This window comes from Bradyrhizobium sp. SZCCHNRI3052 (assembly GCF_032484895.1).
Classification (GTDB): domain Bacteria; phylum Pseudomonadota; class Alphaproteobacteria; order Rhizobiales; family Xanthobacteraceae; genus Bradyrhizobium.
In genome coordinates this window covers 69,476-95,640 of the sequence record NZ_JAUETW010000014.1, presented here as the reverse complement: position 1 = coordinate 95,640, position 26,165 = coordinate 69,476, and the positions used below count along the sequence as shown (strand labels likewise).

22 protein-coding genes are annotated in these 26,165 nt (G+C 66.5%); 14 read left to right on the top strand and 8 right to left on the bottom strand.

All coding sequences use genetic code 11. From position 1 onward, the window contains the following. Nucleotides 1-363: 363 nt before the first annotated feature. The 3 genes from hisS to QW887_RS29105 all read left to right on the top strand — a co-directional run bounded on the left by hisS (nucleotide 364) and on the right by QW887_RS29105 (nucleotide 2,892). On the top strand, nucleotides 364-1,929 hold the full coding sequence (gene hisS / locus QW887_RS29115; RefSeq protein ID WP_316195617.1) for a histidine--tRNA ligase: 1,566 nt from the start codon (nucleotides 364-366) through the stop codon (nucleotides 1,927-1,929). 67 nt (nucleotides 1,930-1,996) lie between these two features. Beyond that, on the top strand, nucleotides 1,997-2,260 hold the full coding sequence (locus QW887_RS29110) for a tautomerase family protein (protein WP_316195615.1): 264 nt from the start codon (nucleotides 1,997-1,999) through the stop codon (nucleotides 2,258-2,260). A 236-nt stretch (nucleotides 2,261-2,496) separates the two neighbouring features. Beyond that, nucleotides 2,497-2,892, top strand: a complete 396-nt coding sequence (locus QW887_RS29105) for a thioesterase family protein (RefSeq protein ID WP_316195612.1) — start codon at nucleotides 2,497-2,499, stop codon at nucleotides 2,890-2,892. Between the two features lie 10 nt (nucleotides 2,893-2,902). On the opposite strand, the gene QW887_RS29100 is transcribed toward QW887_RS29105, so the two are convergent. Continuing rightward, nucleotides 2,903-3,307 carry a DUF4864 domain-containing protein gene (locus tag QW887_RS29100; RefSeq protein ID WP_316195610.1) on the bottom strand — a complete coding sequence of 135 codons (405 nt, stop codon included), beginning with the start codon at nucleotides 3,305-3,307 and terminating at the stop codon, nucleotides 2,903-2,905. A gap of 238 nt (nucleotides 3,308-3,545) precedes the next feature. Between QW887_RS29100 and kynU the strand changes: the two genes are divergently transcribed. Genes kynU through QW887_RS29085 form a run of 3 tightly spaced genes read left to right on the top strand, consistent with a single transcriptional unit; the run spans nucleotide 3,546 to nucleotide 6,434 of the window. After that, entirely contained in the window at nucleotides 3,546-4,739 is a 1,194-nt protein-coding gene (gene kynU / locus QW887_RS29095; protein ID WP_315754425.1) for a kynureninase, read from the top strand. Then, nucleotides 4,736-5,575 carry a tryptophan 2,3-dioxygenase gene (kynA, locus tag QW887_RS29090; RefSeq protein ID WP_315754423.1) on the top strand — a complete coding sequence of 280 codons (840 nt, stop codon included), beginning with the start codon at nucleotides 4,736-4,738 and terminating at the stop codon, nucleotides 5,573-5,575. Before kynU ends, kynA begins: the two co-directional genes overlap by 4 nt. Nucleotides 5,576-5,609: 34 nt before the next feature. Next, nucleotides 5,610-6,434, top strand: coding sequence for an alpha/beta hydrolase (locus QW887_RS29085; protein WP_316195608.1), 825 nt, complete (start codon nucleotides 5,610-5,612; stop codon nucleotides 6,432-6,434). Nucleotides 6,435-6,812: 378 nt separating this feature from the next. On the opposite strand, the gene QW887_RS29080 is transcribed toward QW887_RS29085, so the two are convergent. The 6 genes from QW887_RS29080 to QW887_RS29055 form a co-directional block, all read right to left on the bottom strand. After that, entirely contained in the window at nucleotides 6,813-8,408 is a 1,596-nt protein-coding gene (locus QW887_RS29080; protein WP_315713580.1) for a gamma-glutamyltransferase, read from the bottom strand. A 137-nt stretch (nucleotides 8,409-8,545) separates the two neighbouring features. After that, entirely contained in the window at nucleotides 8,546-8,929 is a 384-nt protein-coding gene (locus QW887_RS29075) for a RidA family protein (RefSeq protein WP_315801983.1), read from the bottom strand. Between the two features lie 192 nt (nucleotides 8,930-9,121). Further along, nucleotides 9,122-11,455: an acetamidase/formamidase family protein gene (locus QW887_RS29070; RefSeq protein WP_316184122.1), complete on the bottom strand. Its 2,334-nt coding sequence runs from the start codon at nucleotides 11,453-11,455 to the stop codon at nucleotides 9,122-9,124. Nucleotides 11,456-11,742: 287 nt separating this feature from the next. Beyond that, nucleotides 11,743-12,984, bottom strand: a complete 1,242-nt coding sequence (locus QW887_RS29065) for an acetamidase/formamidase family protein (RefSeq protein ID WP_315713577.1) — start codon at nucleotides 12,982-12,984, stop codon at nucleotides 11,743-11,745. Between the two features lie 58 nt (nucleotides 12,985-13,042). Continuing rightward, nucleotides 13,043-14,683 carry an amino acid ABC transporter permease/ATP-binding protein gene (locus tag QW887_RS29060; RefSeq protein ID WP_315713576.1) on the bottom strand — a complete coding sequence of 547 codons (1,641 nt, stop codon included), beginning with the start codon at nucleotides 14,681-14,683 and terminating at the stop codon, nucleotides 13,043-13,045. 329 nt (nucleotides 14,684-15,012) lie between these two features. Beyond that, complete coding sequence (locus tag QW887_RS29055; RefSeq protein WP_315713575.1) at nucleotides 15,013-15,903, bottom strand: ABC transporter substrate-binding protein; 891 nt, start codon at nucleotides 15,901-15,903, stop codon at nucleotides 15,013-15,015. A gap of 454 nt (nucleotides 15,904-16,357) precedes the next feature. Between QW887_RS29055 and QW887_RS29050 the strand changes: the two genes are divergently transcribed. The 6 genes from QW887_RS29050 to QW887_RS29025 all read left to right on the top strand — a co-directional run bounded on the left by QW887_RS29050 (nucleotide 16,358) and on the right by QW887_RS29025 (nucleotide 23,063). After that, entirely contained in the window at nucleotides 16,358-17,182 is an 825-nt protein-coding gene (locus QW887_RS29050) for an ABC transporter permease (protein ID WP_315713574.1), read from the top strand. Continuing rightward, a complete protein-coding gene (locus tag QW887_RS29045) occupies nucleotides 17,182-18,246 on the top strand; it encodes an ABC transporter ATP-binding protein (RefSeq protein ID WP_315713573.1) in 1,065 nt (354 codons plus the stop codon). The genes QW887_RS29050 and QW887_RS29045 overlap by 1 nt, the downstream gene beginning before the upstream one ends. Before the next feature lie 29 nt (nucleotides 18,247-18,275). Continuing rightward, nucleotides 18,276-19,307 carry a PotD/PotF family extracellular solute-binding protein gene (locus QW887_RS29040; RefSeq protein ID WP_315713572.1) on the top strand — a complete coding sequence of 344 codons (1,032 nt, stop codon included), beginning with the start codon at nucleotides 18,276-18,278 and terminating at the stop codon, nucleotides 19,305-19,307. An 81-nt stretch (nucleotides 19,308-19,388) separates the two neighbouring features. Then, a complete protein-coding gene (locus QW887_RS29035) occupies nucleotides 19,389-20,219 on the top strand; it encodes an ABC transporter permease (protein WP_315713571.1) in 831 nt (276 codons plus the stop codon). Nucleotides 20,220-20,436: 217 nt separating this feature from the next. Continuing rightward, entirely contained in the window at nucleotides 20,437-22,056 is a 1,620-nt protein-coding gene (locus QW887_RS29030) for an amidohydrolase family protein (RefSeq protein WP_315713570.1), read from the top strand. Further along, nucleotides 22,053-23,063, top strand: a complete 1,011-nt coding sequence (locus QW887_RS29025; RefSeq protein WP_315713569.1) for a CobW family GTP-binding protein — start codon at nucleotides 22,053-22,055, stop codon at nucleotides 23,061-23,063. Before QW887_RS29030 ends, QW887_RS29025 begins: the two co-directional genes overlap by 4 nt. Before the next feature lie 192 nt (nucleotides 23,064-23,255). On the opposite strand, the gene QW887_RS29020 is transcribed toward QW887_RS29025, so the two are convergent. Then, the gene (locus QW887_RS29020; protein ID WP_315713568.1) at nucleotides 23,256-24,077 is read right to left on the bottom strand and encodes an IclR family transcriptional regulator; all 822 of its coding nucleotides are present in this window, start codon (nucleotides 24,075-24,077) and stop codon (nucleotides 23,256-23,258) included. A 179-nt stretch (nucleotides 24,078-24,256) separates the two neighbouring features. On the opposite strand from QW887_RS29020, the gene QW887_RS29015 reads away from it, so the two are divergent. Together QW887_RS29015 and QW887_RS29010 are read left to right on the top strand one after the other, a co-directional pair. Beyond that, nucleotides 24,257-25,312: an ABC transporter ATP-binding protein gene (locus QW887_RS29015; protein WP_315713567.1), complete on the top strand. Its 1,056-nt coding sequence runs from the start codon at nucleotides 24,257-24,259 to the stop codon at nucleotides 25,310-25,312. Beyond that, complete coding sequence (locus QW887_RS29010; protein ID WP_315713566.1) at nucleotides 25,309-26,163, top strand: ABC transporter permease; 855 nt, start codon at nucleotides 25,309-25,311, stop codon at nucleotides 26,161-26,163. Before QW887_RS29015 ends, QW887_RS29010 begins: the two co-directional genes overlap by 4 nt. The last annotated feature ends 2 nt before the right edge of the window (nucleotides 26,164-26,165 follow it).

Genomic DNA, 26,165 nt, shown 5'->3' with positions numbered 1-26,165 from the left:
CAGTCTAGCCGCGATGACGGTTTGCTCCCTCCCCCGCTTGCGGGGGAGGGCTGGGAGGGGGAAGCCCCGTAAAGACCGCCGTTGGGGCGCCCCCACCCCAACCCTCCCCCGCAAGCGGGGGAGGCGGCGCACTGAATGCGCGGCGCAAGCTTGGCTCTTACTGAAATGCTGGAAACGGTGCCACGCGCCAGCGTGTGATCGGCCTTCGGGTTGCCGCCCCGCGCCCCGGCTGCTACCAACCAAGCAACGCATTCCATCCCGTAGGGTGGGCAAAGGGCCGCGTAGCGGACCGTGCCCACCACTTCGGCGTTTATCAGCCATGGTGGGCCCGCTGCGCTTGGCCCACCCTACGTTCCGGTCCCCATGTCCGACAAACCGAAGAAACCCCAGAAGCTGAAGGCGCGGCTGCCGCGCGGGCTCGAGGATCGCGGCCCCGCGGCAATAGCCGCCACGCGCGAGATGGCCGAGAAGATCCGCGCCGTCTATGAGCGCTACGGCTTCGAGCCGGTGGAGACGCCGGCATTCGAATACACCGATGCGCTCGGCAAGTTCCTGCCCGACCAGGACCGTCCGAACGAAGGCGTGTTCTCGTTCCAGGACGATGACGAGCAGTGGATCAGCCTGCGCTACGACCTGACCGCGCCGCTGGCGCGCTACGTCGGTGAACGCTACGGCACTGATGGCCTCGTACTGCCCTATCGCAGTTATCGCTCGGGCTACGTCTTCCGCAACGAGAAGCCCGGCCCGGGCCGCTTCCGCCAGTTCATGCAGTTCGACGCCGACACGGTCGGCTCCGCGTCGCCGGCGGCGGACGCCGAGATGTGCATGATGGCGGCCGACACGATGGAGGCGCTCGGGATTCCGCGTGGCTCGTATGTGGTGAAGGTGAACAATCGCAAGGTGCTCGACGGTGTGATGGAGGCGATCGGCGTTGGTGGCGAGGAGCACGTAGGGCGTCGGCTCACCGTACTCAGAGCGATCGACAAGGCCGACAAGTTTCCGGTGTCTGAAATAAAGAAGCTGCTCGGCGAGGGCCGCTGGGATGGCGGTGAAGTCGGTAAGGGCGATTTCACTAAGGGCGCGGGTCTGACTGAAAGCCAGATCGACTCCTTGCTGGCCTTCTTTGAGATGAAGGTCGCGGAGCCGCAAATCCAAAGCGAGGAACAGGATTTGCAGTTCAACGCTCAGGTTTTGGAGAGCGTAGCTCAGCAGACGTTGTTCATGTCCTCGCCGGCCTATGCCGAAGGGATCAACGAGCTCACCGAGATCGCCAAGCTGTGCAGCACGGCCGGCTATGGCTATAGCCGCGTTCGGGTTGAACCGTCCGTCGTCCGCGGCCTCGAATACTACACCGGCCCTGTTTACGAAGTTGAGCTCCTGCTCGAGACCAAGGACGAGAAGGGCCGTCCCGTGCGCTTCGGCTCGGTCGGCGGCGGTGGCCGTTATGACGGTCTCGTCTCGCGCTTCCGCGGCGAGCCGGTGCCGGCGACCGGATTCTCGATCGGCGTGTCGCGCCTGCAGGCGGCACTGACGATGCTCGGCAAGCTCGACACGCGGCCAGCGTTCGGGCCGGTGGTCGTCACCGTGTTCGATCGCGACCGCGTTGCCGATTATCAGAAGATGGTATCGACCCTGCGCAATCACGGCATCCGCGCCGAACTCTATCTCGGCAACCCGAAGAACATGGGCAACCAGCTCAAATATGCCGACCGCCGCAACGCGCCCTGCGTCATCATCCAGGGCAGTGACGAGAAGGCGCGCGGCGAGGTGCAGATCAAGGACCTGATCGAGGGCGCCAAGGCGGCGGCCGCAATCGCCTCCAACCAGGAATGGCGCGAGAGCCGCCCGGCGCAGTTCTCCTGCAAGGAGGACGAGCTCGTCGCCGGCGTCCGCGAGGTGCTCGCGCGTCATGACGTGAGCTGGGCGTAGGGGATTCGTCATACGCGGGCTTGACCCGCGTATCCATCCTTCAAACGATGGCCGCAGATTTCAAGAGATGGATTGCCGGGGCAAGCCCGGCAATGACGCGGCTGGGATAACTAACAGGGAGCAACGAATGCCCGAGATCACCGTGAGCATGGCCGCCGGCCGCACCAACGAGCAGAAGGCCAACATGATGCGCGACATCACCAAGGCCCTGGTGACGCATCTCGGCGTCGATCCGGAAGCGGTGGTGATCCAGATCAACGAGGCACCGCTGACGCACAAGATGAAGGGCGGCAAGACCTTCGTCGAACGCCTGGCCGAGCAGAAGAAGTAGTTGGCCGTCGTCCTGGCGAAAGCGAGGCTATGACATCTGTCTCGACGATCACCGCCGTCGTCCCGGCCTAGCGCGCAATTGCGCGCAAGGCGCCGGGACCCATACCCCCAGGGAGCGGTTCGAGGCACGCTGGTCATTGGCCCTTTGCCCATCACGACCGCCACGGCGTATGGATCCCGGATCGGCGCGCGCGTGCCGCGCGCTTGTCCGGGACGACAGCACAGTTCGGAGCAGCCATGGACGCACGTGAGTTCATCAAGCCGGGCATGCGCGCCGAGCGTTTGCTCGTCGTGCCGCCGGAGCGCACCGTCGGGCATTTCGTGCCGCACATGCCGATGGTCTATGCGACGCCGATGATGATCCTGGAGATGGAGATGACGTCGGGCGATGCCATCAACCCGGCACTGCCGCCGGGCTGGGTCACGGTCGGCACCGAGGTCAACGTCCGCCATCTGGCGGCGTCGCCGGTCGGCGCGACCATCCGCACGGTCGCCGAGGTGATCGAGGTCGAGCGCCGCGTCATCCGCTTCTCGGTCGAGGCCTATCATGGCGACGTGAAGATCGGCGACGGCCGCCACGGCCGCGGCCTCATCAATGTCGAGCAGTTCAAGAAGCGCTTCGGCGTGACGTAGCCGCTCAGCGCTAGACCGACTGGCCCGTCTTCAACAGCGAACAGCCGGTGATCCTGAGGCTGCCGTCGGGCTGGGTCCGCAACGTGTACAGAGCCTCCCACGCCTCGCCTTCGGCATCGACGATGTGCACGCGCTGCGCGATGCTGCCTTCCTCGACCTGCGCGGCGCCGAATTCGAAGCTGCGATGGCGATAGACCGGCGGATAGCCGCTTTTGACCATGCTCATGAAGATCTCGACGCTCGGAAACAGCGCCTGGATCTCCGGCGCGGCTTGGGCATAGGCGGTCGCTCCGTCGTCGCGCGCCAAAGCCTGTTCCTGGGCGCGAATGACGCTCTGCGCCGCGCTGGCGTCGGCAGCCTCGGCAGGGTGCATCAGCAGCGCCATCAGCAGGACGAGCGGCACCAGAATGCGCATGTTGTGCTCCATCGGCAGTTCAGATCGATCTATCATGCGCCACGCGCCGCCCGTGACAAGCCTGCCGTGGCGCGTCAATGTCACCGGCCGGCGGCGATCGACCGGCTGGATTGTGTCGCCATCGTCACGTCTTCGCGAGCCATGCGGCCCGCGCGGTGCCGGTGGCGATGGGACCGGCTTGATCTGGCCTGCCCCGGCGCGAATCATGCATTCAGGCCGTGAACGAAGCAGGAGCCGCATGACCGATTTTTCCAGGACCCGATCGCTCTTCACGATACCTGAAGGGGTCATCTATCTCGATGGCAATTCGCTCGGCGCGCTGCCGTCGGCCGTGCCCGCCCGCGTTGGCCGCATGATCGAAGCGGAGTGGGGACAGGAGCTGATCCGCGGCTGGAACACCGCCGGATGGATGGTGCAGCCGCGCCGGGTCGGCGATCGCATCGCCCGGCTGATCGGGGCCGCGCCCGGCACGGTCGTGATGGGCGATACGCTCTCGATCAAGGTGTATCAGGCGCTCGCCGCCGCGCTGTCGCTCAATCCGGGCCGCCGCGTGATCCTGTCCGACAGCGGCAACTTCCCGTCCGATCTCTATATGGCGCAGGGCCTGGTCCGCATGCTCGGCGACCGCGCCACCTTGAAGGTGGTCGAGCCCGAGCAGGTGGAGGCGGCGATCGACGACAGCGTCGCCGTGCTGATGCTGACCGAGGTGGATTACCGCACCGGCCGCATGCACGACATGGCCGCGCTGACGAAGAAGGCGCACGCGGCCGGCGCGCTCACGGTGTGGGACCTCGCGCATTCCGCCGGCGCCGTGCCGGTCGACCTCGCCGGCGCCGAGGCCGACTTCGCGGTCGGCTGCACCTACAAATATCTCAATGGCGGTCCCGGCGCGCCGGCCTTCATCTATGTCGCGCCGCGTTACGCAGACATCGCGCCGCCGGCGTTGTCCGGCTGGATGGGGCACGAGGCGCCGTTCGCCTTCGATCTCGACTACCGCCCCGGCGGCGGCATCGAGCGCATGCGCATCGGAACGCCGCCGATCATTGCGCTCGCCGCGCTCGATGCCGCGCTCGACGCCTGGGACGGCGTGTCGATGCCGGACGTGCGCGCGGCTTCGATCGCGCTGTCGGAATTGTTCATCGCCGAGGTCGAGAAGCGCTGTCCGTCGCTGACCTTGGCGTCACCGCGTGATGCGACGCAGCGCGGTAGCCAGGTGTCGTTCCGCCACCCGGACGGCTATGCGATCATGCGCGCGCTGATCGCGCGCGGCGTGATCGGCGACTTCCGCGCGCCGGACGCGCTGCGCTTCGGCTTCACGCCGCTCTATATCGGCGAGGCCGAGGTGCGCGGCGCCGTGGGCATCCTCGCGGAGGTCCTCGACAACAGTCTGTGGGACAGGCCCGACTATCGCCAGAAGGAGCTCGTGACGTGAGCAGCGCGCCCTACGATCCCGCCACCGAGGGTGCGCGGATGAACTTCAAGGGTCGGATGTCCTATGGCGACTATCTGATGCTGGATCGCCTGCTCGATGCGCAGGCGCCGCTCTCGACCGCGCATGACGAGCTGCTGTTCATCATCCAGCACCAGACCTCCGAATTGTGGATGAAGCTCGCGATCCACGAGATCAAGGCGGCGATGGCCGCGATCGCCAAAGACGACGTGCAGCCGGCGTTCAAGATGCTGACGCGGGTGTCACGCATCTTCGAGCAGCTCAACGGCGCCTGGGACGTGCTGCGCACGATGACGCCGAGCGAGTACACGTTGTTCCGCGACAAGCTCGGCGAGTCCTCCGGCTTCCAATCGTTCCAGTATCGTTCGATCGAATTCCTGCTCGGCAACCGCAATCTCGCGATGCTGCGCCCGCATGCCCATCATCCGGAGCTGACCGCCGAGCTGGAAGCGATCCTGGCGAAGCCCAGTCTGTACGACGAAGCGCTGCGGCTGTTGGCGCGGCGCGGCTTCTTCACCGGCGCCGACGGCCAGCGCACCGACTGGCGCGGCACGCGCGCTGAGAGCGCGGAGGTCGCGGCGGCCTGGACCAGCGTCTACCGCGATCCGCAGCGGCATTGGGAGCTGTATGAGCTCGCCGAGAAGCTGGTCGATTTCGAGGATTATTTCCGCCGCTGGCGCTTCAACCACGTCACCACGGTGGAGCGCATCATCGGCTTCAAGACCGGCACCGGGGGCACCAGCGGCGTCAACTATCTGCGCAAGATGCTGGAGATCGTTTTGTTCCCCGAACTCTGGAAGCTGCGCACCGGGCTGTGAGCCCGCGCGCACATCAATCGATCAGGAGATCCTCATGCTCTATGCCGTCAAGGACTGGGACAACGCTTACGCCAACGGCCCGAACATCGCCGGCGGCGAGCGCTGGCCCGGGCTGTGGGTGGCGCCGGCGGAGAGCTATCGCGCCGACATGGTGGGGCAGGGCCGTGCCAAGCTCGACATCGCCTATGGCGCGCATGACCGGCAGCGCCTCGATCTGTTCCTGCCGGAGGGGGCGCCGAAGGGGCTCGTCGTGTTCGTGCATGGCGGCTATTGGATGCGGCTGGACAAGAGCTTCTGGTCGCATCTTGCGCGGGGGCCTATCGCGCGCGGCCATGCCGTGGCGATGCCGTCGTACCGGCTGTGTCCCGAGGTCGGCATCGCCGATATTTCGACGGATGTGGCGCAGGCCATCGCGCGCGTGATGGACGAGGTCGCAGGTCCCGTGGCTTTGACCGGCCACTCCGCCGGCGGCCATCTCGTCAGCCGCATGATCTGCCGCGGCGCGCCACTGCCGCCCGAGCGACAGGGGCGCATCACCAGCGTGGTCTCGATCTCCGGCCTGCACGATCTGCGCCCGCTGCAGCGGACCGCGATGAACGAGACGCTGCACATCGACGACGCCACGGCTGCGAAGGAGAGCCCCGCGCTGCTGGTGCCGATCGATCACGTCAAGGTCACTGCCTGGGTCGGCGGCGCCGAGCGCAACGAATTCCGCCGCCAGGCGCAATTGCTCGCGAATATCTGGATCGGGCTGGGGGCGACGACCGCGTATGTCGAGGCGCCGGACCGGCACCATTTCGATGTGATCGATGAACTGGCGGATGCGGAGAGTGGGTTGGTGCAGGCGCTGGTGGGGTGATCTCAAGTAGCGTCGATTGCAGCGCTCGCCCCGTGCTCCGTGCATGCGTTCTGCGGTGACGGCGCAGCGACCTCATCTCCCCTCCCCCTTGCGGGGAGGGGGTGGGGGTGGGGGTCCCCGGGCGCTGAACTTGACTACGTGCGCTGTCGATATTTCCCAGGATGCGAGTCCATTTGAAGCGCGGATCAGGATATCCGCTTGCGACGTGCCGGAAGCGCGTCCTGCGTCAACGATGGTGATGGTCTTCGCGGAGCCGCGGAGCTTCAGCGCTCCTCACATCGAGCGTGACTCGTGGACCCCCACCCCCGACCCCTCCCCGCAAGGGGGAGGGGAGTTCACCGTCATCGTGGCGATATCTCGAATCCGGCGCTGATCGCCTCAGCGCTCGGCCACCGCATCGCCCCAGGCGTGCGCGATCTCGGTGGCGCCGCTGTTCACGTCGCCCTGGCGCAGCACGATGCTGGGGCAGGCGAACTTCATCGGCATGGTTTGCACCGGCGCCGGCACGGTCTCGAACTTCGCTGTCAGCACGTCCATCACCTCCGCCGGCAGCCGGGTGTCGGCGCCGACCACGTCACCTTCGCTGGCGTCGATGCGCGGCTGGTGGATCGCCGTATCGAGATCCATGCCAAAGTCCATCACGAAGGACAGCATCTGTGCCACGGCGGGCAGGATGCGGCGGCCGCCGGAGGCGCCGAGGGCGAGGCGACGGCCATCGGCGGCCTGCGCCACCACCGGCGTGTAGTTGGTGAGGCAGCGCTTGCCCGGAGCCAGCGAGTTCGTGGTGCCGGGCGTCGGGTCGAACCACATGATGCCGTTGTTCATCATGATGCCGCTCTGCGGCGCCTGGAATTTCGAGCCGAAGCCCGACAGCAGCGTCTGCGTCACCGCCGCCATGTTGCCGTCGCGGTCCACCACCGAATAGTGCGTGGTGCAGGCCGGCGCGAGATATTCGGCGCCAAGCGCGCGCTTGCCAGGCGCATCGCCCATGTCGTTCAGCCGTTCGCGGTACGCCGACTGCACCGCCTCGGCATAGGCGATGAACGTGCTTGCATCCGGAGCCTTGCCCGATGCCGTCACGCGCGCCTGCATCAGCCGCAGCGCGTGAGCCAGCGTCGGGCCGGCCGTCAGCTCCGGCGTCGCGAACACCGTGCCGCCGCGATAGGGGATGCGCAGGGGATCGCGGACATGCGCCTCGAACGCGGCGAGGTCATCCACCGAGAGCGCGCCGCCGGCGGCCTGGATGTCGCGGGTCAGCGAGCGGGCGATGTCGCCGCGGTAGAAGTCGCGCGCGCCGGCGCTGGCAAGATGTGCCAGCGTCGCCTTCAGCTGCTCCTGCGGCAGCCGCGTCACCGCCTTGGCGCCCCATTGCGGATTCGGCGGCAAGCCATCCTTCAGATAGGCCGCGGCGCTGCCGGGATAGCGGCGCAGGTCGGCGGCGCAGCTCGAGATCATCACGGTGGTCCACCAGTCCACCAGCAAGCCCTCGGCGGCGAGCTTCACGCTCGGCGTGACGAGATCCTGCCACGGCAGCCGCGCGTAGCGGCGATGCGCCGCCTCCATGCCCGCGACGACGCCGGGCACTGCGATCGCGCCGGGGCCGTGCAGATTGCGGTCGTCCTTGACGCGGGGCCAGGGAAAGATGTCTGCCGCGACGCTGCCGTCATTGGCCAGCGGATAGTCCGCGGCATCAAGGCTGTCGGGCGCGCGCATGCCGTAGTCGATCACCTCGACGTGGTTGTCCCTGGCGCGGTACAGCAGCATGGCGCCGCCGCCGCCGAGGCCGCTCATCCACGGCTCGAGCACGCCGAGCGCAAAGCCGGTCGCCACCACGGCATCGACGCAGTCGCCGCCTGCGGCCAGCACCTCGGCCCCGACCTCGGCGGCGCGCCGTGACTGCGCCGCGACAATGCCGCCCTTGCTGGTCACCGCCGGCTTGCGGATCTGCTGACGATTGGAAAACTGATACGGCATGGCACTCCCCGATCCCGCCTGATGGTCCGGCGAATTGACACCGCCGGGCCTCGGCACACAATCGGCAACAGCGGGACGCTCCCCAGCCCGGATCGAATGACGGGGCCTCGCGTTGAGGAGATGTTTACCAATGGGTACTATGGTCTTCGGCAGACCAGATCGATCTCGATCAGCGCGTCATAGGCAAGACCGGTGACGCCGACGCAGGTGCGGGCCGGCAGCCGGTCCGGCGGGAAGAATGAACGATAGGTTTCATTCATCGCCGCGTAATCGCGCTTGAACTCGGTCAGGTAAATCCGAGACATCACAATATGTTCGAGGCCAAGGTTGAGACCTTGGAGGATGTACTTCAAGTTCTGCATCACCGCCTTTGTCTGATCCACGATCCCCTCCGGCAGCACGCCCGGCGCCTCCGGCGAGTCCGGCATCTGGCCGGTGACGAACACGAAGCCGTCGGTTTCGACCGCGTGGCTGAACGGCGCCACCGGCCTGGTCGCACCGGAGATCATGTGGAACTGCATAGGGATGGTCCTTTGTTCGGGGCTTCGCTCGAAACACAACATTAGTCGTCATTGCGAGGAGCGAAGCGACGAAGCAATCCAGGGCCGAGCGTGACGCCCTGGATTGCTTCCGCCTTCGCTCTTCGAGCTTCGGCGGACAAGTCGCTTCGCTCGCAATGACGGAATTCCGGGACGCAGCGATTGGATCGAGAGTCAGCCCGCATCCTCGAACAGCCGCTTGCTCAGGATCGCGTGCACGCCCCAATTGCCGTCGACGACCTGCGTGACGCCGAAGTCCACCGCCGCCGACATCAGCGCGACCGCCTCGTCCTCGCTGAGGCCTTTGATGTGCATCAGGAAGCGGCGCATCTTGCGGAAGGCATCCTTCATCGCGAGGTCGAGCGAGGAGGTCGCGTAGACCTCGCTTTGGCCTTGCGCGCCGAACTCGGCGAGATAGTTCGGGTGGCTGAAGCCGGTCAGCACCCAGTCGGTCGCGGTCTCGATCAGCGGGTAAGAGAGATCGGCGAACGGCTTCCCCGCGAGCTGCGCCTTCTTGTGCAGGATGACCTGGAACGTGCCAGTCATCGAGCATTCGATCGCCGTGCCGCCGAGCTCGCCGTCGCCTTGCGTGGCGTGGGGGTCGCCGACCGACAGCAGCGCACCGGGAACCGCGACGGGGAGATACACGGTCGCGCCCTTGCCCAGCCGCCAATTGTCAAGATTGCCGCCGAAATAGGACGGCGGAATCGAATCGACGAAGTCGACCTCGCGCGGCGCCACCGCGATCACGCCGAAATGCGGCCGCAGCGGAATGCGGATGTTGTCGAGCACGCCGTGGCGGCGCTTGATGCTGCCGGGCGCCACCGGCACACCGGGATAGTCGTAGGTCGCGTGGACGACTCCGGCCGGATCGGTCTGCGGCTCCCAGCGGTAGGAATAGAGCGCGCGCGCATGCGGCTCGGGATCGCCGGCAAAGATCTCGTAGATCGTCACCGCCTCGCGCGGCGCCGGTGCTGCAATCAGTTCGTTGTAGTGATAGCCCCACCACGCCGCGACGCTGGAGCCGAACACACGGCCTTCATGCGTCCTGCTCTTGCTTGGCCGCGGCACGATGTCGAGGATGCGAACTTCGAGCACGTCGCCGGGCTGCGCGTCCTTGATCGCGACCGGGCCGGTGCAGATGTGGACGCCAAAGCCTTCGCCGGCGCCGCGGCCGAACACGCTGGCGTCCATCGGACCGGCGCCGCGGCGGTCGACGTTCTTCTTGGCCTTGGTCCAGCCGAACACGCTGAGCGCAGCGGCATCGCCTGCGATCATCAGCTCGGGATCATCGGAGGCATGCTGGGTCAGCGTCTCCACCGTGATCGTGTCGCCGGATGCGATTTCGATCTGCGGCGGCAGCGAGCGGCTGAAATAGCCCCAATGCACCCGTTCGGCCGACACCGCGAGATGATGGTGATGCCGCCGCGCATCCTGGTCGTTGGCCGGCGCGGGTAGGGCGATGTCGCTCCTGGTTGACGCCGGCCTCTCGCAGACGCGCTGCTGCGCCAGCGCGTCCTGCGGCCAGCCGCGCTGGCCGCGCGGAGTCGCCGACGTGATCGCCTGCTCGGCCTTCTGCTGCCGGAACTCGCGCGGCGACAGGCCGAAGCGGGCGCGGAAGCTGCGGCTGAAATGTGCCGAATCGGCGAAGCCGTAGCGATAGGCGATCTCCGAGATCGAATGGTTGGCTTCGGCCGGATTGGACAGGTCGGTCCAGGCCCGCTGCAGCCGCCGTTCCCTCACGTAGTGACTGAAATTATCACCAGCGCCTTCGAACAATTTCTGCAGATAGCGCTCTGAGATGCCTTCGGCCTGGGCCACCCGCGCCGGCGTCAGCTCGGCATCGTCGAGCCGCCGCTCGATGGTCTGGCAGATCCGGTGAAGGATCGCGGCCTGCGTCGCGCTGCTGCCGGCCTCCGTTGCCGGCACCGCTTGTTGATGGGCGAGCGTCAGCAGCAGATCGACCAGGCTCTGTGCGACCGTGCTCCATTCGGCATCGCTGAGGGTTTCGAGCGCCCGCGCGGTGGCCTCGATGGTGCGGCAGACCACGTCGGCAAGACCGCTCGGCGCGATCACCTGGGGCCTGGCCAATTTCAGCTTGCCGCTGATGCGGCCATGCAGGGCGTCCGCCGTCACCGACAGCACGATCGCGCGCAGGTCGCGCTGGAAGGCGATCCCCCAGTCTCCCGTGCGCGGCAGCAGCATCAGATGCCCCGCGGGCACGATGCGGTGGCTGTCGCCGCTCCGGAGCACGGCGCCGTCCTCGATCGCCAGCAGCACGATCGGCAGGTCTTCGTGGGGCTGCGGAACCGCAGTGACCACCTGCGCGCCGGCCGACAGCCGCGAGAGCGCGATGCCCGGCGCATGGCGATGCGAGGCGGTGGCATGGCCATCATAGAATGGCGTCTTCGCCGCGGGCTGCAGCCCGACCGCATTCAGCACGTCGCGCCACGCCTCCGGACGCTCGCCCTCGGAATAGGATTCGCTGGTGAACGGACGAAAACTCATGGCACGCCCCGGGTCCGGGAACGCGAAGCAACCCCCGTGCCAGATGAGCTTGACCGTTTGTCGTTTTGGCATCGGCGTTTCGGTGCGCGTCAGTCGTCGGCTCCTGGTGTCGTTGTCGCTGGGGCTGTCGCCGCGCGCGCGGTCTGTTCCCCTCCCCTTGCGGGGAGGGGTTAGGGGTGGGGGTCCACAGCGGCGGTGTCGCTTGGGGCGCCCCCACCCCGACCCTCCCCCGCAAGCGGGGGAGGGAGCGCACCTTGCGCTGGGCGAGAGGGTGCCCGACGTCGACCTCACTCACACCGGAACACGTTCTTGCGGATCGTGCCATGCACGCCCCAATTGGCGTCCACCACCTGGGTGACGCCGAAATCGGCGCCGACCGACAACAGCGAGATCGCCTCGTCCTCGCTGAGATGATGCACCGTCATCAGGAAGCGGCGCAGCTTGCGGAAGGCGTCGCGCATGGCGCGGTCGAGGCTGGAATGGTTGGCGATCTCGGTCTGCGCATTGGCGCCGAGTTCGGCGAGATAGTTCGGATAGGTGAAGCCGTAGACCGACCAGGCGTCGTTGGTCTCGAGCAGCGGATGTGTGAGGCCTTCGAGCTGGGTGCCGCCGAGATCGTTCTTCTTGTGCAGGATGAACTCGAAGTCGCCGGTGAGCGAGGTCTCGATCGCGGTGCCGCCGAGCTCGCTGTCACCTTGCGCGGCATGAGGATCGCCGACCGAGAAATAGGCGCCGGGCACGGCGACCGGATAGTACATCCGCGCGCCCTTGCCGATGCGCCAGTCGTCGATGTTGCCGCCGGTGTAGCTCGGCGGGATCGAGGACACGTAGTCGGCTTCCGATGGCGCGAGCCCCATCGTGCCAAAATGCAGCCGCGCCGGCACCTTGATGCCCGGCATGATGTTCTCGCGCTTCCTGATCGTCGCGTGGTCGACCGGCACGCCGGGATAGTCGATGGTCGGATGCACGATGCCGTCGGGGTCGGTCTGCGGCGTCCAGACGTAGTTGTAGACCGCCCTGGCGAACGGCTCCCCCGCGGTGTCCAGCTCGTAGATGGTGATGACCTCGCGCGGCTTCGGCTCCTCGATCAGGTCGTGATAGTGAAAGCCCCAATTGGCGGCGGCGTTGGAGCCGAAGCATCTGCCGGCATGGCAGCCGCACTGGCTCGGCCGCGGCCTGATGTCGAGGATGCGCACCTCCAGCACGTCGCCGGGCTCGGCGCTCTCGATCGCAACCGGGCCGGTGAGCAGATGCACGCCGATGCCCTCGCCGGAGCCGCGGATGAACGGGCCTTCGGTCGGGCCGGAGCCGCGCCGCGCGACGGCCTTGTGCTCCCTCGTCCACTTGAACACGCTCTCGGCGCCGGGATCGTCCTTGATCATGCGCTCGTAGTCGTCGTTGGCGTGATGCGTCAGCGTCTCGATCGTGGCGCGGTCGCCGGAGCGCAAGGTGAGAGCCGGTGTCACCACCTTGGAAAAATATCCCCAATGGATGGTCTTCGGGGACACCGGCAGCAGATGGTGCTTCATACAAGGGCCTCATGAAAGATCGGACGCGAGATTGTTGATGTTGACGTGAAGGATGAACTCATGCGACCGCATCCTTCGGCCGCTCGGCGTCCATCACCGAGAGGAAGCGCGCAGTCAGCGGGTGACGCGGATTGGAGAGCACCTCGTGCGCCGGACCCTGCTCGAGAATGACGCCGCCGTTGAGGAAGGCGACGCGGTCGGCGACCTCGTCGGCGAAGCGGATCTGATGCGTGGAAATGATCATGGTGAGCCCATCGTCGATGGCGAGCCGGCGGATCACCTCCAACACCTCGCCCACGAGCTCGGGATCGAGCGCTGAGGTCGGCTCGTCCAGCAGCAGCACGCTCGGGTTCGGCGCCAGCGCGCGGGCAATCGCCACGCGCTGCTGCTGGCCTCCGGACAGATGGCGCGGCAGCGCATCGGCGCGATGCGACAGGCCGACGCGGTCGAGCAGCTCCGCCGCGCGGCGCTCGGCCTCGAAGCGGCCCAGGCCGTGCACCCAGCGCAAGGGACCTGCGACATTCTCCTTCGCGGTGAGATGGCCGAACAGGTTGAACTGCTGGAACACCATGCCGACGCCGACGTTGGCGCGCTCATTGGCGATCGCGCGCGGCGACAGCTTGCGGCCGGCCTCGTCAAAGCCGAGCTTGCGGCCGCCGACGCGGATCTCACCGGAATCCCAGTTCTCCAGGTGATTGATGCAGCGGAGCAGGGTGCTCTTGCCGGAGCCTGAGGGGCCGAGCAGCGCGATCACCTCGCCGATGCGCACGGTGAGATCGAGCCCGTCGAGCACGGTGTGGCCGTCATAGGCCTTGCGCAGCCCGGTGACCTCGACGGCGACATTGTTGCGGGCGACCGTCGCGGCGCGCCTGGCGCGATCCTCGATCGACAGCGCTAGCGGCGGCGTTTCTTTGAGTTCGGCGGGCTCCGGCGGCGCGGCCTCGATGGCAGGGGCTGTTTTCTCGGCGAGTTCCAGCTTCGTCGCGTGGCCGATGCGGCGCCAGGGTAGCAATAGCGCAAGGTAGTCCGCCAGCTTGCGCTGCTTCGCCGTGCGGTCGAGATCGAGCAGCCATTCCAGCGCGAGCTGGATGACGCTGATCGCGCCGGTCAGCACGAGATAGATGAGACCCGAGGCGAAGAAGATCGAGAAGAAGTCGAAGGTGGACGACGCGAGCTGCGTCGAACGCAAGGTCAATTCCTGCACCGCGATGACGGAGGCGAGCGAGGAGTTCTTCAGCGCGCTCACGGCCTCGTTGCCGAAGGCGGGGATCATGGTGCGGATCGCCTGCGGCGCGATGATGCGGCGCATCAGCACTGATGGCGTCATGCCGAGCGCCTGGCCGGCCAGGAGCTGGCCGCGATCGACGCCGAGCACGCCGGAGCGCAGCATCTCGGCGATGAACGGCGCCTCGTTGCAGGCGAGTGCGAGGCCCGCCGCCAGCACCGCCGGCAGCTTGATGCCGATATGCGGCAGCGCGTCGTAGGCGAACACCATCTGCAGGATCAGGGGTGTGCCGCGGAAGATCACGGTGTAGCCGCGTGCGATCGCCGCCAGCAGCCAGAACCGGCTGAGCTGCATGGCCGCGAGGACGAGGCCGAGGATTAGTCCGCCGATCAGGCCGAGCGCGGTGACCTGCAGGGTCAGCTCGATGCCCTGCAGCAGATACGGCATGCTGAGATAGTGCAGGAAGAGTGACATCGGTTGGCAGGCCTGCTGGCTACGTAGGGTGGCAAAGGCGCGAAGCGCCGTGCCCACCGCGGTGCTTCGGAACAGCGTTGGTGGGCACGCTGCGCTTTGCCCACCCTACGAGTTTGGTCGGGTAGATGGGTCGCGCACGTTTCGCCGAGGAATTGGTGCGCTCCCTCCCCCCTTGTGGGGGAGGGCTGGGGAGGGGGGTACCCAGCAAAGAGTCTTCGTGTGGACCCCCACCCCCGACCCCTCCCCGCCTAGCGAAGCTCCGCTTCGCGTGGGGGGAGGGGAGCGCACTGTCTCTGCGGCGACAGATCCGCCTTCGAACGGAGCGCCTGTTAGTCCGCCGTGAGAATATCCGGCTCCTTGAAGTTCGCCGGATCGAGCTGCCACTTCTTCAGCAGCTCCTGATGGATGCCTTCCTTCTGCACCTCGATCAGCGCGGCCATGACGGCGTCGCGGAACTTCGGCTTGTCCTTGGGAACGGCGATGCCGACCGAATAGGGGATGGTGACCGCGATCGCCTTTTCCAGCTTGTCCGGATAAGCCTTCACCGCCTGGTCGACGGTGTTGACGTCGTTGACATAGGTGTCGGCGCGCCCCGCCAGGATGGCCTGGATGCAGTTGGCGTTGTTGTCGTAGAGCTGGATCGTCGGCTCAGGCTTTCCGGCTTCCTTGCATTTCGGCGCGAGATCCTGGATCAGCGGCACCTCGACATAGCCGGTGTTCTCGGCCGCGGCCGCGCCGCACATCGACAGGTTGATGCCGTTGATGCCCTTCGGGTTGCCCTTGGCGACTAGCACGCCGTCGAACACCTTGGAGTAGGTGATGAAGTCGGCGGCCTTGGCGCGCTCCTTGGTGGCGTAGATGTCGGAAATGACGATGTCGGCCTGGCCGCTCGCCAAGGTCGTCAGCAAAGCGGCGAAGGTCACCGGCTTGTAGGTCAGCTTGAAGCCGAGGCAGTCGCCGATCGCCTCGCCGAGATCGATGTCGAAGCCGACATATTTGCTCGGGTCTTTCGGGTCGATCGACTCATAGCCCGGCGTGTGCGGATTGATCGCGTTGACCAGCGTCTTGCCCTTCCAGTCCGGATATTTCTCCTTCAGCGCCGCGCAGCCCGCGGGCGTCGCCGCCTGCGCGTCGATGGGGGCGAGAAGTCCCGCCGCGATGATGGCGCCGAGCGCGGCAAGCCACGCCCGCCGCGCTCCAGTGAATAGCCTCGTCTGCATGTTGCCAGCTCCTTCGAACGATGATGTCGCGCTGGTCCGGCGGTGCATTGGTGCCGTCGCCCCGGTCCAAGCTCGAAGGCAAGCTTAGGTGCGGGCCTGCGCGGATGGCTTGTCCGTGGGCGCACAAAATATTGGATCGTGCCGGTGCAAGAATTGAGCACGCATTGCTCAAATCCGCGCCGTTGCGACGGACCGTCGCGCAGGCGTCAAGTCCGCCTGCTCGGTCCTCGAAGATTCCGAAAGTCGGAAATCGAGCGCGCCGGCGACGGTTTCACGTGCGCACGGGGCTAGCGCCAAGATGGCGCTGCCGCCGCATCACGCGTCAGGATCGCCGCGTCGCTGCGCCCATGCGAATGTGCATTGCGATAACTCGTGGCACAGGCTTGGCGGCAGCGGAGCTGCCGACTACGATGCCGCTGCACAAGTCGCTGATCTGTTTGTTGAGGTGTCTGCAATGCTGTTCCGTTTTACGGGACAAATATCACTCGGCCATTTCGCAGTGCGGACACTGATCGTCACAGCCTACGCAATCATCTTCGCGCCCGTCGTCATGATCGTCGTGACCAGCTTCTTCGCGCAGGAGATCGTGAGCTTTCCGCCGCCGGGCCTGTCGCTGAAATGGTACGCGAACGCGCTGAGCAAGCCGGAATTTCTGCGTGGCCTCGTGACCAGCTTCCAGGTCGCGCTGCTCGCGACCGCGATCGGCGTGCCCATTGGCACTGCGGCGGCGCTTGCCATCGTGCGGGGCGAGTTCCGTGGCCGCCAGGCGCTGTCGTCGTTCCTGCTGGCGCCGCTGGCCGTGCCCGGCGTCGTCGCCGGCTCCGGCCTCTACATGTTCTATGTGCTCGCCGAGGACCTGCTCGACCGCGACATCAAGGCAACCACGGAAGGCCTCGTCGCCGCGCATACGCTGCTGGCGATTCCGTGGACGGTGCGGCTCGTGGTCGCCAGCCTGCAGGGGCTCGACCGTGCCGCCGAGGAGGCCGCCGCCAATCTCGGCGCCAGCCCGTTCACGGTGTTCCGCCGTATCACCCTGCCGATGATGCGCTCCGGCATCGTCGCGGCGGCGATGTTCTCGTTCATCCAGAGCTTCGAGAATCTCGATCTGTCGATGCTGCTGGTCGGTCCCGGCCGGATCACCTTGCCGGTTGCGATGCTGAACTACCTCGAATTCCGCATCGATCCGACGCTCGCCGCGGTCGCCACTGTGCAGATCGCGCTGGTTGGCATTCTGATGGTGGCGACCGACCGCTTCGTCAAGCTGTCGCGGGTGGTGTGATGGCGCAGCTCACCCTGGAGAAGCTGACCAAGCGCTTCGGCACGTCGATCGGCGTGGAGGGGCTCGATCTCGCCGTCGGCGAGGGCGAGCTGGTCGCGCTGCTCGGACCCTCCGGCTGCGGCAAGACGACCACCTTGCGCATGGTCGCGGGTTTCCTGCCGCCCACGAGCGGCCGCGTGCTGTTCGACCGCGAGGACGTGACGCATCTGCCGGCCTACAAGCGTGCGACCGGCATGGTGTTCCAGTCCTACGCGCTGTTTCCACACATGAGCGCGGCCGACAATGTCGGCTTTGGCCTGGAGATGCGCGGCATCAGTGCGGCCGAGCGCAAGACGAAGATCGAGGAGGCGCTCAGGCTGGTGCGGCTGTCGCATCTCGCCGACCGGCTGCCGCGGCAATTGTCGGGCGGGCAGCAGCAGCGCGTCGCGCTGGCGCGGGCGCTGGTGATCAATCCGCGCATCTTCCTGCTCGACGAGCCCCTGTCCAACCTCGATGCCAAGCTGCGCGCCGAGGTGCGGCTCGAGATCCGCGCGCTGCAGCAGCGGCTCGGCCTGACCACCTTGATGGTGACGCATGACCGCGAGGAGGCGCTGACGATGGCCGACCGCCTCGTGGTCATGGAGGGCGGCCGCGTCCGCCAGATCGGCACACCGCAGGAGCTGTATGATTCGCCCAGGGATGCCTTCGTCGCCGACTTCGTCGGCCGTTGCAACATCCTGGCCGGCCGGCGTGCGGACGCCAATAACTTCCGTACCAGCGCCGGCCTGCTGCTGCCGGTCGATGTCGCCAGCGGCGAGCGCGGTGATGCCGATGCCTTCGCGCTGCGGCCTGAACGCATTGCAGTGGTGGCCGGTGAGTCCGGCGAGGTGCGCGGCCGCGTGCTGGCGATCACCTATATGGGCGCGCAGAGCGAATATGTGGTGGCGATCGGCGACGAGACGCTGGTGGCCGTCAGGCCAACGCCCGACGCGAGCGAGCCGCTGGCAACACTCAAACCGAACGATCCCGTGTCCCTGCAGTGGGACCGCAAGGTCCCGCGTCTCGTGCCGCAGACATCTTCGTAACGCATCCATCCACAGCGAGAGGTTCTCCCATGATTTCGCGACGACATTTTCTCTCCGCCAGCGCCGGCGTCGCCGCGCTGGCCTCCGGCATGCCCACTGCCCGCGCCGAAGGCGGACAGGTCGTGGTCGGCACCTGGGGCGGCGACTACGGCCAGTTGCTCTCCGACATCATCGATAAGCCGATCATGACGCCGAAGGGGTTCGAGATCGTGCAGGACGTCGCCAACGCCGATCCGCGCAAGACCAAGCTGCTGGCCGAGCGACAGAGTCGCCGCGGCTCGATGGACGTGTCGTGCCTGTCCGACAACGATACCTACATCGTGTCGCAGTCGGACGTGTTCGAAAAGGTCGATGCAGCCCAGGTGAAGCGGCTCGACAAGGTGTTCCCGGAGCTCAAGAGCGACATCGCGATCCCGCACATCTATTCGGCGCAGGTCATCCTCTACAACACCAACCAGGTGAAGACGCCGCCGCAATCCTTCGCCGATCTGTGGGATCCGAAATGGCGCGGCCGCATCGGTCTCGCCGACATCCTCTATCCCAACAACACGCTGGCCGCGGCGCTCGCCGGCGGCGGCGGCGTCAGCAATCTCGATCCGGCCGAGAAGAAGCTGATGGAATGGCGTTCGCTCGACGTGAAGATCTATCCGTCGAACGAGGCGCTGGCCGCGGCGCTGAAGTCGGAGGAGGTGTGGCTGACCACGATGTGGCTCGCCCGCGGCTTCATGTGGAAGAAGTCCGGCATTCCGCTCGCCCATGTCGTGCCGAAGGAAGGCACGCCGGCGATCGTGTTCCAGGCCGCGGTGCCGAAGAACGCCAAGAACAAGGCCGGCGGTTTCGCCTATCTCGACGCGATGCTCGACGCCAAGGCTCAGGGCGGCTTCGCCGACAAGATGGGCTATGTCCCGACCGTCACCGATGCGTCGCTGCCGGAGGATCTCGCCAAGCAGGTCAGCCTGACCGAGGCCGAGCGCGCGCGGCTGCTGAAGCCGGACTATGCCTATGCCGCCGGGCGCTCGCAGCGTACGCTCGACTTCTGGAACAAGGAGTTCAAGGCGTAAGTCTTGAATTCATGCTCCTGCGGCGCAGGCCGCAGGAGCATGCGGCTGATGCGCCGCTTATCTGCAATCGGAGCTCGCGCGATGGCGCTGCTGGTCGTTCCTGCCTGTCTGCTGGTCCTGGCGCTGCTGGTCGGGCCGATGATCCTGATGTTCCGGATCTCGCTCAACCAGTTCAGCCCGACCCAGCTGATGGTGCAGGCGCTGTCGCCGGACAACTACGTCAAGGCCGCGACCGATCCGTACTACCAGCAGATCATCCTGGCCACGCTGGGTATCGCGCTGCTGTGTACTTTGCTCACGCTGATTCTCGCCTTTCCGGCGGCCTATTGGCTCGGCCGCATGGAGAGCCGCTGGAAGAGCCTGGTCGTCATCGCGACCCTGTTTCCGCTGCTGGTCGGCAATGTCGTGCGCTCGGCCGGCTGGATGGCGCTGTTCGCGCGCGACGGGCTCGTCAACACGGTTCTGATGAAGCTCGGCCTGATCTCCGCGCCGCTGGAGATCATGTACACGACCAAGGCGGTCATCATCGGCATCATCGCCGTTGTGCTGCCCTACATGATCCTGACGCTGTCCGCGGTCATCGAGAGCATCCCCCGCGACCTGGAATATGCCGCCGCCAATCTCGGCGCCTCAGGCGCGCGCGTGTTCTGGCGGGTGATCCTGCCGCTGTCGGTTCCCGGCGTCGCCGCCGGCTCGATCCTGGTGTTCGTTTTGTGCATGAACACCTATGCAACGGCGGTGCTTCTCGGCGGCCCGCGATTCAAGATGATGGCGCCTGCCGTGTACGACCAGTTCGTGCGCGGCAACAACTGGCCGATGGGCGCCGCACTCGCCTTCATGCTGCTGGCGGTGACCATGGCCTTCACGGTGTTCGGCAGCGTCGCGTTCGCGCGGAAGTATCGGGCAGGATGACGGCAGACGCCGTCATTGCGAGGAGCGCAGCGACGAAGCAATCCAGACCTTTCCTTGGAGCCCTGGATTGCTTCGCTGCGCTCGCAATGACGAGAAGACGGATCGTAGGGTGGGCAAAGGCGCGCAGCGCCGTGCCCACCATGTTGCAAGGAACGGACGCAGGGTGGGCACGCTTCGCTTTGCCCACCCTACGTTATGACAGTGAGGAAACGCGCTCATGACCGACCAAGCCACGCTGCCGGGCGATGAGCTCGCCTTCATCAGGAACAAGGGCGCGGCGCCGATCGTGCCGAAGGCCACCACGAGGGATCGCGGCATCGGGCCATTCAAGCGGCTGGCGCTGCGCAGCGCCGTCGTGATCGACGGCACCGGGGCGCCGCCGATCGGGCCGGTCGATATCATCGTCGAGAACGGTCGCATCGTCAGCATCAAGAAGGTCGTCGGCTATGGCTATGCCGGCAACGCTGGCGAACCGGCCGATCACGAGATCGACTGTCGCGGAAAATGGGTGACGCCGGGCTTCGTCGACTGCCACGCCCATGCCGGCGTCGCCTATCACTCCGCCAACGGCTGGGTGCCGCCGGTCGACTACGTCTACAAGCTCTGGCTCGCGCATGGCGTCACCACCGTGCGCGAGATGGGCTCGATGAATGGCCTGTCCTGGATGCTCGACCAGAAGCAGCGCGCCGCCGACAACAGCATCGCCTCGCCGCGGCTGCTGGCCTATGCGTACTTTCCGGCCGTCAACGACATGGTCAAGACGATCTACACGCCGGAGCAGGGCCGGAGCTGGCTGCGTCAGGTCAAGGAGCGCGGTGCCGACGGCATCAAGTTCTTCGGCGCACCGCCCGCGATCATGGAAGCCGCGCTCGACGAGTGCAAGACGCTCGGCCTGCGCACCGGCTGCCACCACGCCCAGATGGCGGTGTCGCGCATGAACGCGCTGACCACGGCGAAATGGGGTCTGACCAGCGCGGAGCACTATTACGGCCTGCCGGAGGCGCTGTTCGAGGATCGCGTCATCCAGAATTTCCCGCTCGACTACAACTACACCGATGAATATTTCCGCTTCTCGGTATCGGGTCAGATGTTCAGGCAGGGCGCCGAGCCGGGCTCGGCGAAGTGGAACGAGGTGCTGGAGCAGTTCCTGGAGATCGGCTTCACTTTCGTGCCGACGTTCACGATCTACGACGCCAATCGCGACCTGATGCGCGCGCGGCAGGCCTATTGGCACAAGGACTACACCTGGAAGTCGATGTGGGACTACTTCACCCCGCAGCGCGGCGGCCATGGCTCGTACTGGTATCGCTGGTCGACCCAGAACGAGATCGAGTGGAAGGAGAACTACCGGCTCTGGATGGCGTTCATCAACGAGTACAAGAACCGCGGCGGCCGTGTCTGCACCGGATCGGATTCCGGCTTCATCTACCAGATCTTCGGCTTCGGCTATGTCCGCGAGCTCGAGTTGCTGCAGGAGGCCGGCTTCCATCCGCTGGAGGTGATCCGCTCGGCGACCTCGCAGGGCGCGGCGCTGTGCGGGCTGCAGGACGAGATCGGCACCATCGACATCGGCATGCGCGCCGACATGCTGGTGCACGACCACAATCCGCTGACCGACTTCAAGCTGCTCTATGGCACCGGCGCGATGCGCTTCAACGACACGACCAACGCGGTCGAGTGGCACCGCGGCCTCAAATACACGATCAAGGACGGCATCATCTACGACACGGAGGAGCTGCTGGCCGACGTGCGCGAGCTCGTTAAGGCGAGCTGGGAAAGCGACGTGCCGGAGAAATACGCCGCCAAGGATAAAGACAAGGACGCCGCGGCACCATGAGCGTCGGCAGCATCGACTTCTTCGTCCTCACCGGCTTTCTCGGCTCGGGCAAGACGTCGCTGCTGCGCGATGTACTGACCGCGGAAACGGCGTCGGACACCGCTGTCATCGTCAACGAGGCCGGCGAGGTCGGGCTGGACGGCGTCCTGTTGCGCGAGAGCGGCGACGACGTGCCGATGGCGATGCTGTCGAACGGCTGCGTGTGCTGCCAGGTCGGCAGCGACCTCGCCTTCACCATCGACCGCCTGATCATGGCGCCGCGGCCGGATGGGCTGCAGACGTTGCGCCGGATCATCCTGGAGACCTCGGGCCTGTCGATGCCCGGCCCCGTGCTGCGCCAGCTTGCAACGCTCGCCGAGCATCGCATGCGCGTTGCGGTCATCGCAACCTATGACCTCACGCGCGGGCTGGCCGTCGCCGCATTTGAGGAGGCTGCGGCGCAATGGGCCGCAGCGCACCGCATCGTTGCGACCAAGGCCGACCTCGCGCCGGCCGCCTTGGCTGGATCGCCGGTCTCGATTGCGCAGCTCAATCCTGTCGCGGAGCCCATCGCCAACGCCGATCGCGCCGTGATCGTAGCGGCTGCGTTCGCGCCACTCACGGCTTCGCTGCCGCTGCGCGAGGTCGCGCCTGATCTGACCGCCGCGCATCCGCGCCTCGCGCTCTGCCTCGTCCGCCCGCGGGCGGAGATCGCCTATGCCGATCTCGCCGGCTGGCTCGACAATGTCGCAGGCCGGCTCGGCGAGCGCCTGCTGCGGATCAAGGGCCTGGTGAAGATCCACGAGGCGCCGCGGCCGCTGCTGGTCGAAAGCGTCGGCACGGTGTTCTCGCCGCCGCGGCAATTGAAGGTCGAGAAACCGCCGGCGCCCTTCATCGTCGTGATCGCGCGCGACATTGCCCGCGATGAGCTCGAACAGGTCGAGCCGATGGGGTTGTTCACCTTTGCCTGGCGCGAGCCCGAGCGCGAAGTTGGGAAGGGCGGCATCCGCGCGGAGTGGGTGACCTGAGCGCCTAACGTAAGTTGCACGGCGCCGAGCAACTCACCGTCATTCCGGGGCAATCGTGCACACGCGACGGCGTGTGCGCGATTGAACCCGGAATCTCGAGATTGTTGGGAACGAACGCAAGGCAACGTCGGGATTCCGGGTTCAAGGCCTGCGGCCTTGCCCCGGAATGACGGTGGTCGTGATGGAGAAGGACTAATTCCCCCCGATCGTGCTCAAGCTCCGTGATGGATAGCGCAAAGCCACGTCGAACGGGTTGAGCTTGCCGGCCAGCACCTGCGCCTCGCCCTGCAGGATCTTCACGACATGCGGCAGCCGGTCCGCGTTCAGCCGCTCCGCCAGCGTGCCCACGCTGAGCGCCGCCACCGCGTTGCCCCGCGCGTCGAGCACGGGCACGCCGACGCCGGCCATGCCGGGAATGAGGCCGGTGCTGGTATTGACCCAGCCTTGCGCGCGCGCCTGCGCCAGCGCATTGCGCAGCGAGGCCTCGTCGAGGAAGCCGCGATCGAGCAGGCGCGGGATGTTGAAGCGGATCACGGCCTCCTGCTCGTCCTCGGGCAGGTTGGCGAGAATCGTGAGGCTGCCCTGGCCAAGCCCGAGCGGCACCTTGCCGCCGATGTCGCCGGTGAAGGAGCGGATTGGAAACGGTCCTTCGACGCGGTCGAGACAGACCGCATCGAAGCCGTTGCGCACCAAAAGGAAGATCGTGTCGCTCAAGGTCGCCGACAGCCGCAGCAGCGCCGGCCGCGCCGCCTCGCGCAGGCCGCTGGCTTGGCCCGCGCGTGCGGCGAGCACGTAGAAGTCGAGCGCCAGGCGATAGCGCTTGCCGGCGGCCTGTTCGGCGAAACCCTCGGCGGCGAGGTCCTGCAGCATGCGATGCGCGGTCGGCTGGCTGCAGCCCGCGGTCTCCGCGATGTCCTTCAGCCGCAGCCCGTCGGGGTCGCCCTCGGCGAGGATGCGCAGCAGCTTCAGGGCCCGGCGAAGGCTGGAGGACGAATCGGTGTCGGCTGTCGTCATCTGATCTGGTGAATGATGGAGTCAAATTCGTCGCATAGATTTCATATATCAGAATTTTAGACAGAAAAATTCAGGATATCGGAATATATGATTGACCATCTGCGTGGCCCGCCGGCATGAAAGAGCCCCAGGGCGGCAATCCCTGCTGATGGCGAAGGGAGCCTCCCGCGCGAGGACGCATGGGTTTCCTGACGCTGGACGGTCTGACGAAGCTCTACGGCGATGTCGCTGCGGTCAGCGACGTCAATCTCAGCGTCGCCAAGGGCGAGTTCATCTCGCTGCTCGGCCCCTCCGGCTGCGGCAAGACCACGACGCTGCAGATGATCGCCGGCCTGGTCGAGCCGACGTCGGGGCGCATCACGCTCGACGGTCGCGACATCACCCACGAGAAGCCCGATCGCCGCGGCCTCGGCATCGTCTTCCAGAGCTACGCGCTGTTTCCGCACATGACGGTGGCGCAGAACGTCGCCTTCGGACTCGAAATGCGCAAGGTGATCAGGGCCGAGCGCGAGGCGCGCGTCAAACAGGCGCTGGCGCTGGTGCAACTCGCCGCGCTAGCCGACCGCTATCCACGCCAGCTCTCCGGCGGGCAGCGTCAGCGCGTCGCGGTGGCGCGCGCGCTCGTCATCGATCCGCCGGTGCTGCTGCTCGACGAGCCCTTGTCCAATCTCGACGCCAAGCTGCGCGAGGAGATGCAGTTCGAACTGCGCGGCATCCAGCAGCGCGTCGGCACCACCACGATCATGGTGACGCACGACCAGAGCGAGGCGCTGTCGATGAGCGATCGCGTGGTGGTGATGGAGCAGGGCCGCATCATGCAGATCGACGCGCCCTATCGGCTCTACGAAAATCCGGTGACGCCGTTCATCTCCTCCTTCGTCGGCAAGATGAACCGGCTGTCCGGCGTGCGGCGCAACGGCGGCGTCGAGATCGGCGGGCGCCTGCTGCCGTGCGAGGGGGCTGACCTCACCGACGGCACGGCCGCCGTGCTCGCGATCCGGCCGGAGAAGATCGGCCTGACAACTCCCGGCGCCGGCGTGCTCGATGGCCGCATCAGAGCGCGCTTCTTCCTCGGCAGCACCTGGTTCTTCACCGTGGAGACGCCCGCCGGATTGATCGGCGTCGCCCTGCCCAATGCGGGCGAGGAGCCGGCGTGCGAGGGCGATCAGGTCGGTCTCGCCTGGAGCAGCGCCAGCGCACGCGCGTCGAAGCCCGACGGAGCGCAGTCGGCATGAGCGGCACGCGCGCGACGACACCATGGCTGCTGGCGGCGCCGGGCGCGCTGCTGTTCACCGCATTGGTGGTCGTGCCGCTCGGGCTCACCCTGGCGCTGTCGTTCCACGTCTATGACGCCGCGACCGGCGTCAAGGACGAGACCACGCTGGCGCACTACATCGGCATCCTCTCCGACAGCTACTTTCTCAATATCTTCTGGCGCACGCTGCGGCTCGCCGCGCTGACCACGCTGATCTGCGCCGTGATCGGCGCGCCCGAGGCCTACATCCTGGCGCGCATGCGCGAGCCCTGGCGCTCGGCGTTCCTGCTCGCGATCATCGGCCCGCTGCTGGTTTCGGTCGTGGTGCGCGCCTTTGGCTGGAGCATGCTGCTCGGCCCCACGGGCCTCGTCAACGAGGCCTTCCGTGCGCTCGGGCTCGGCACGGTCAGGATGCTCTATACTGAGACGGCCATCGTCATCGCGCTCGTCCATGTGATGCTGCCGTTCATGGTCATCCCGGTCTGGACCTCGCTGCAGAAGCTCGATCCGATGGTCGAGGCCGCCGCCTGGACGCTCGGCGCCTCGCGCTTCACGGCGCTGCGCCGCGTAGTGCTGCCGCAGGTGACGATGGGGCTGCTGTCGGGCAGCCTGGTGGTGTTCGGACTTTCGGCCTCGGCCTTCGCGATCCCCGCGCTGCTCGGCGGCCGGCGGCTGAAGATGGCGGCGACGCTGGTCTATGACGAATACATGCACGAGCTGAACTGGCCGCTGGGGGCCGCCATCGCGATCCTGGTGTTGGTCACGAACCTCGTGCTCATGCTCGCCTATCAGCGCGTCGTCGAGGCGCGCGCCAGGCGGATGTTGGGGTGAGC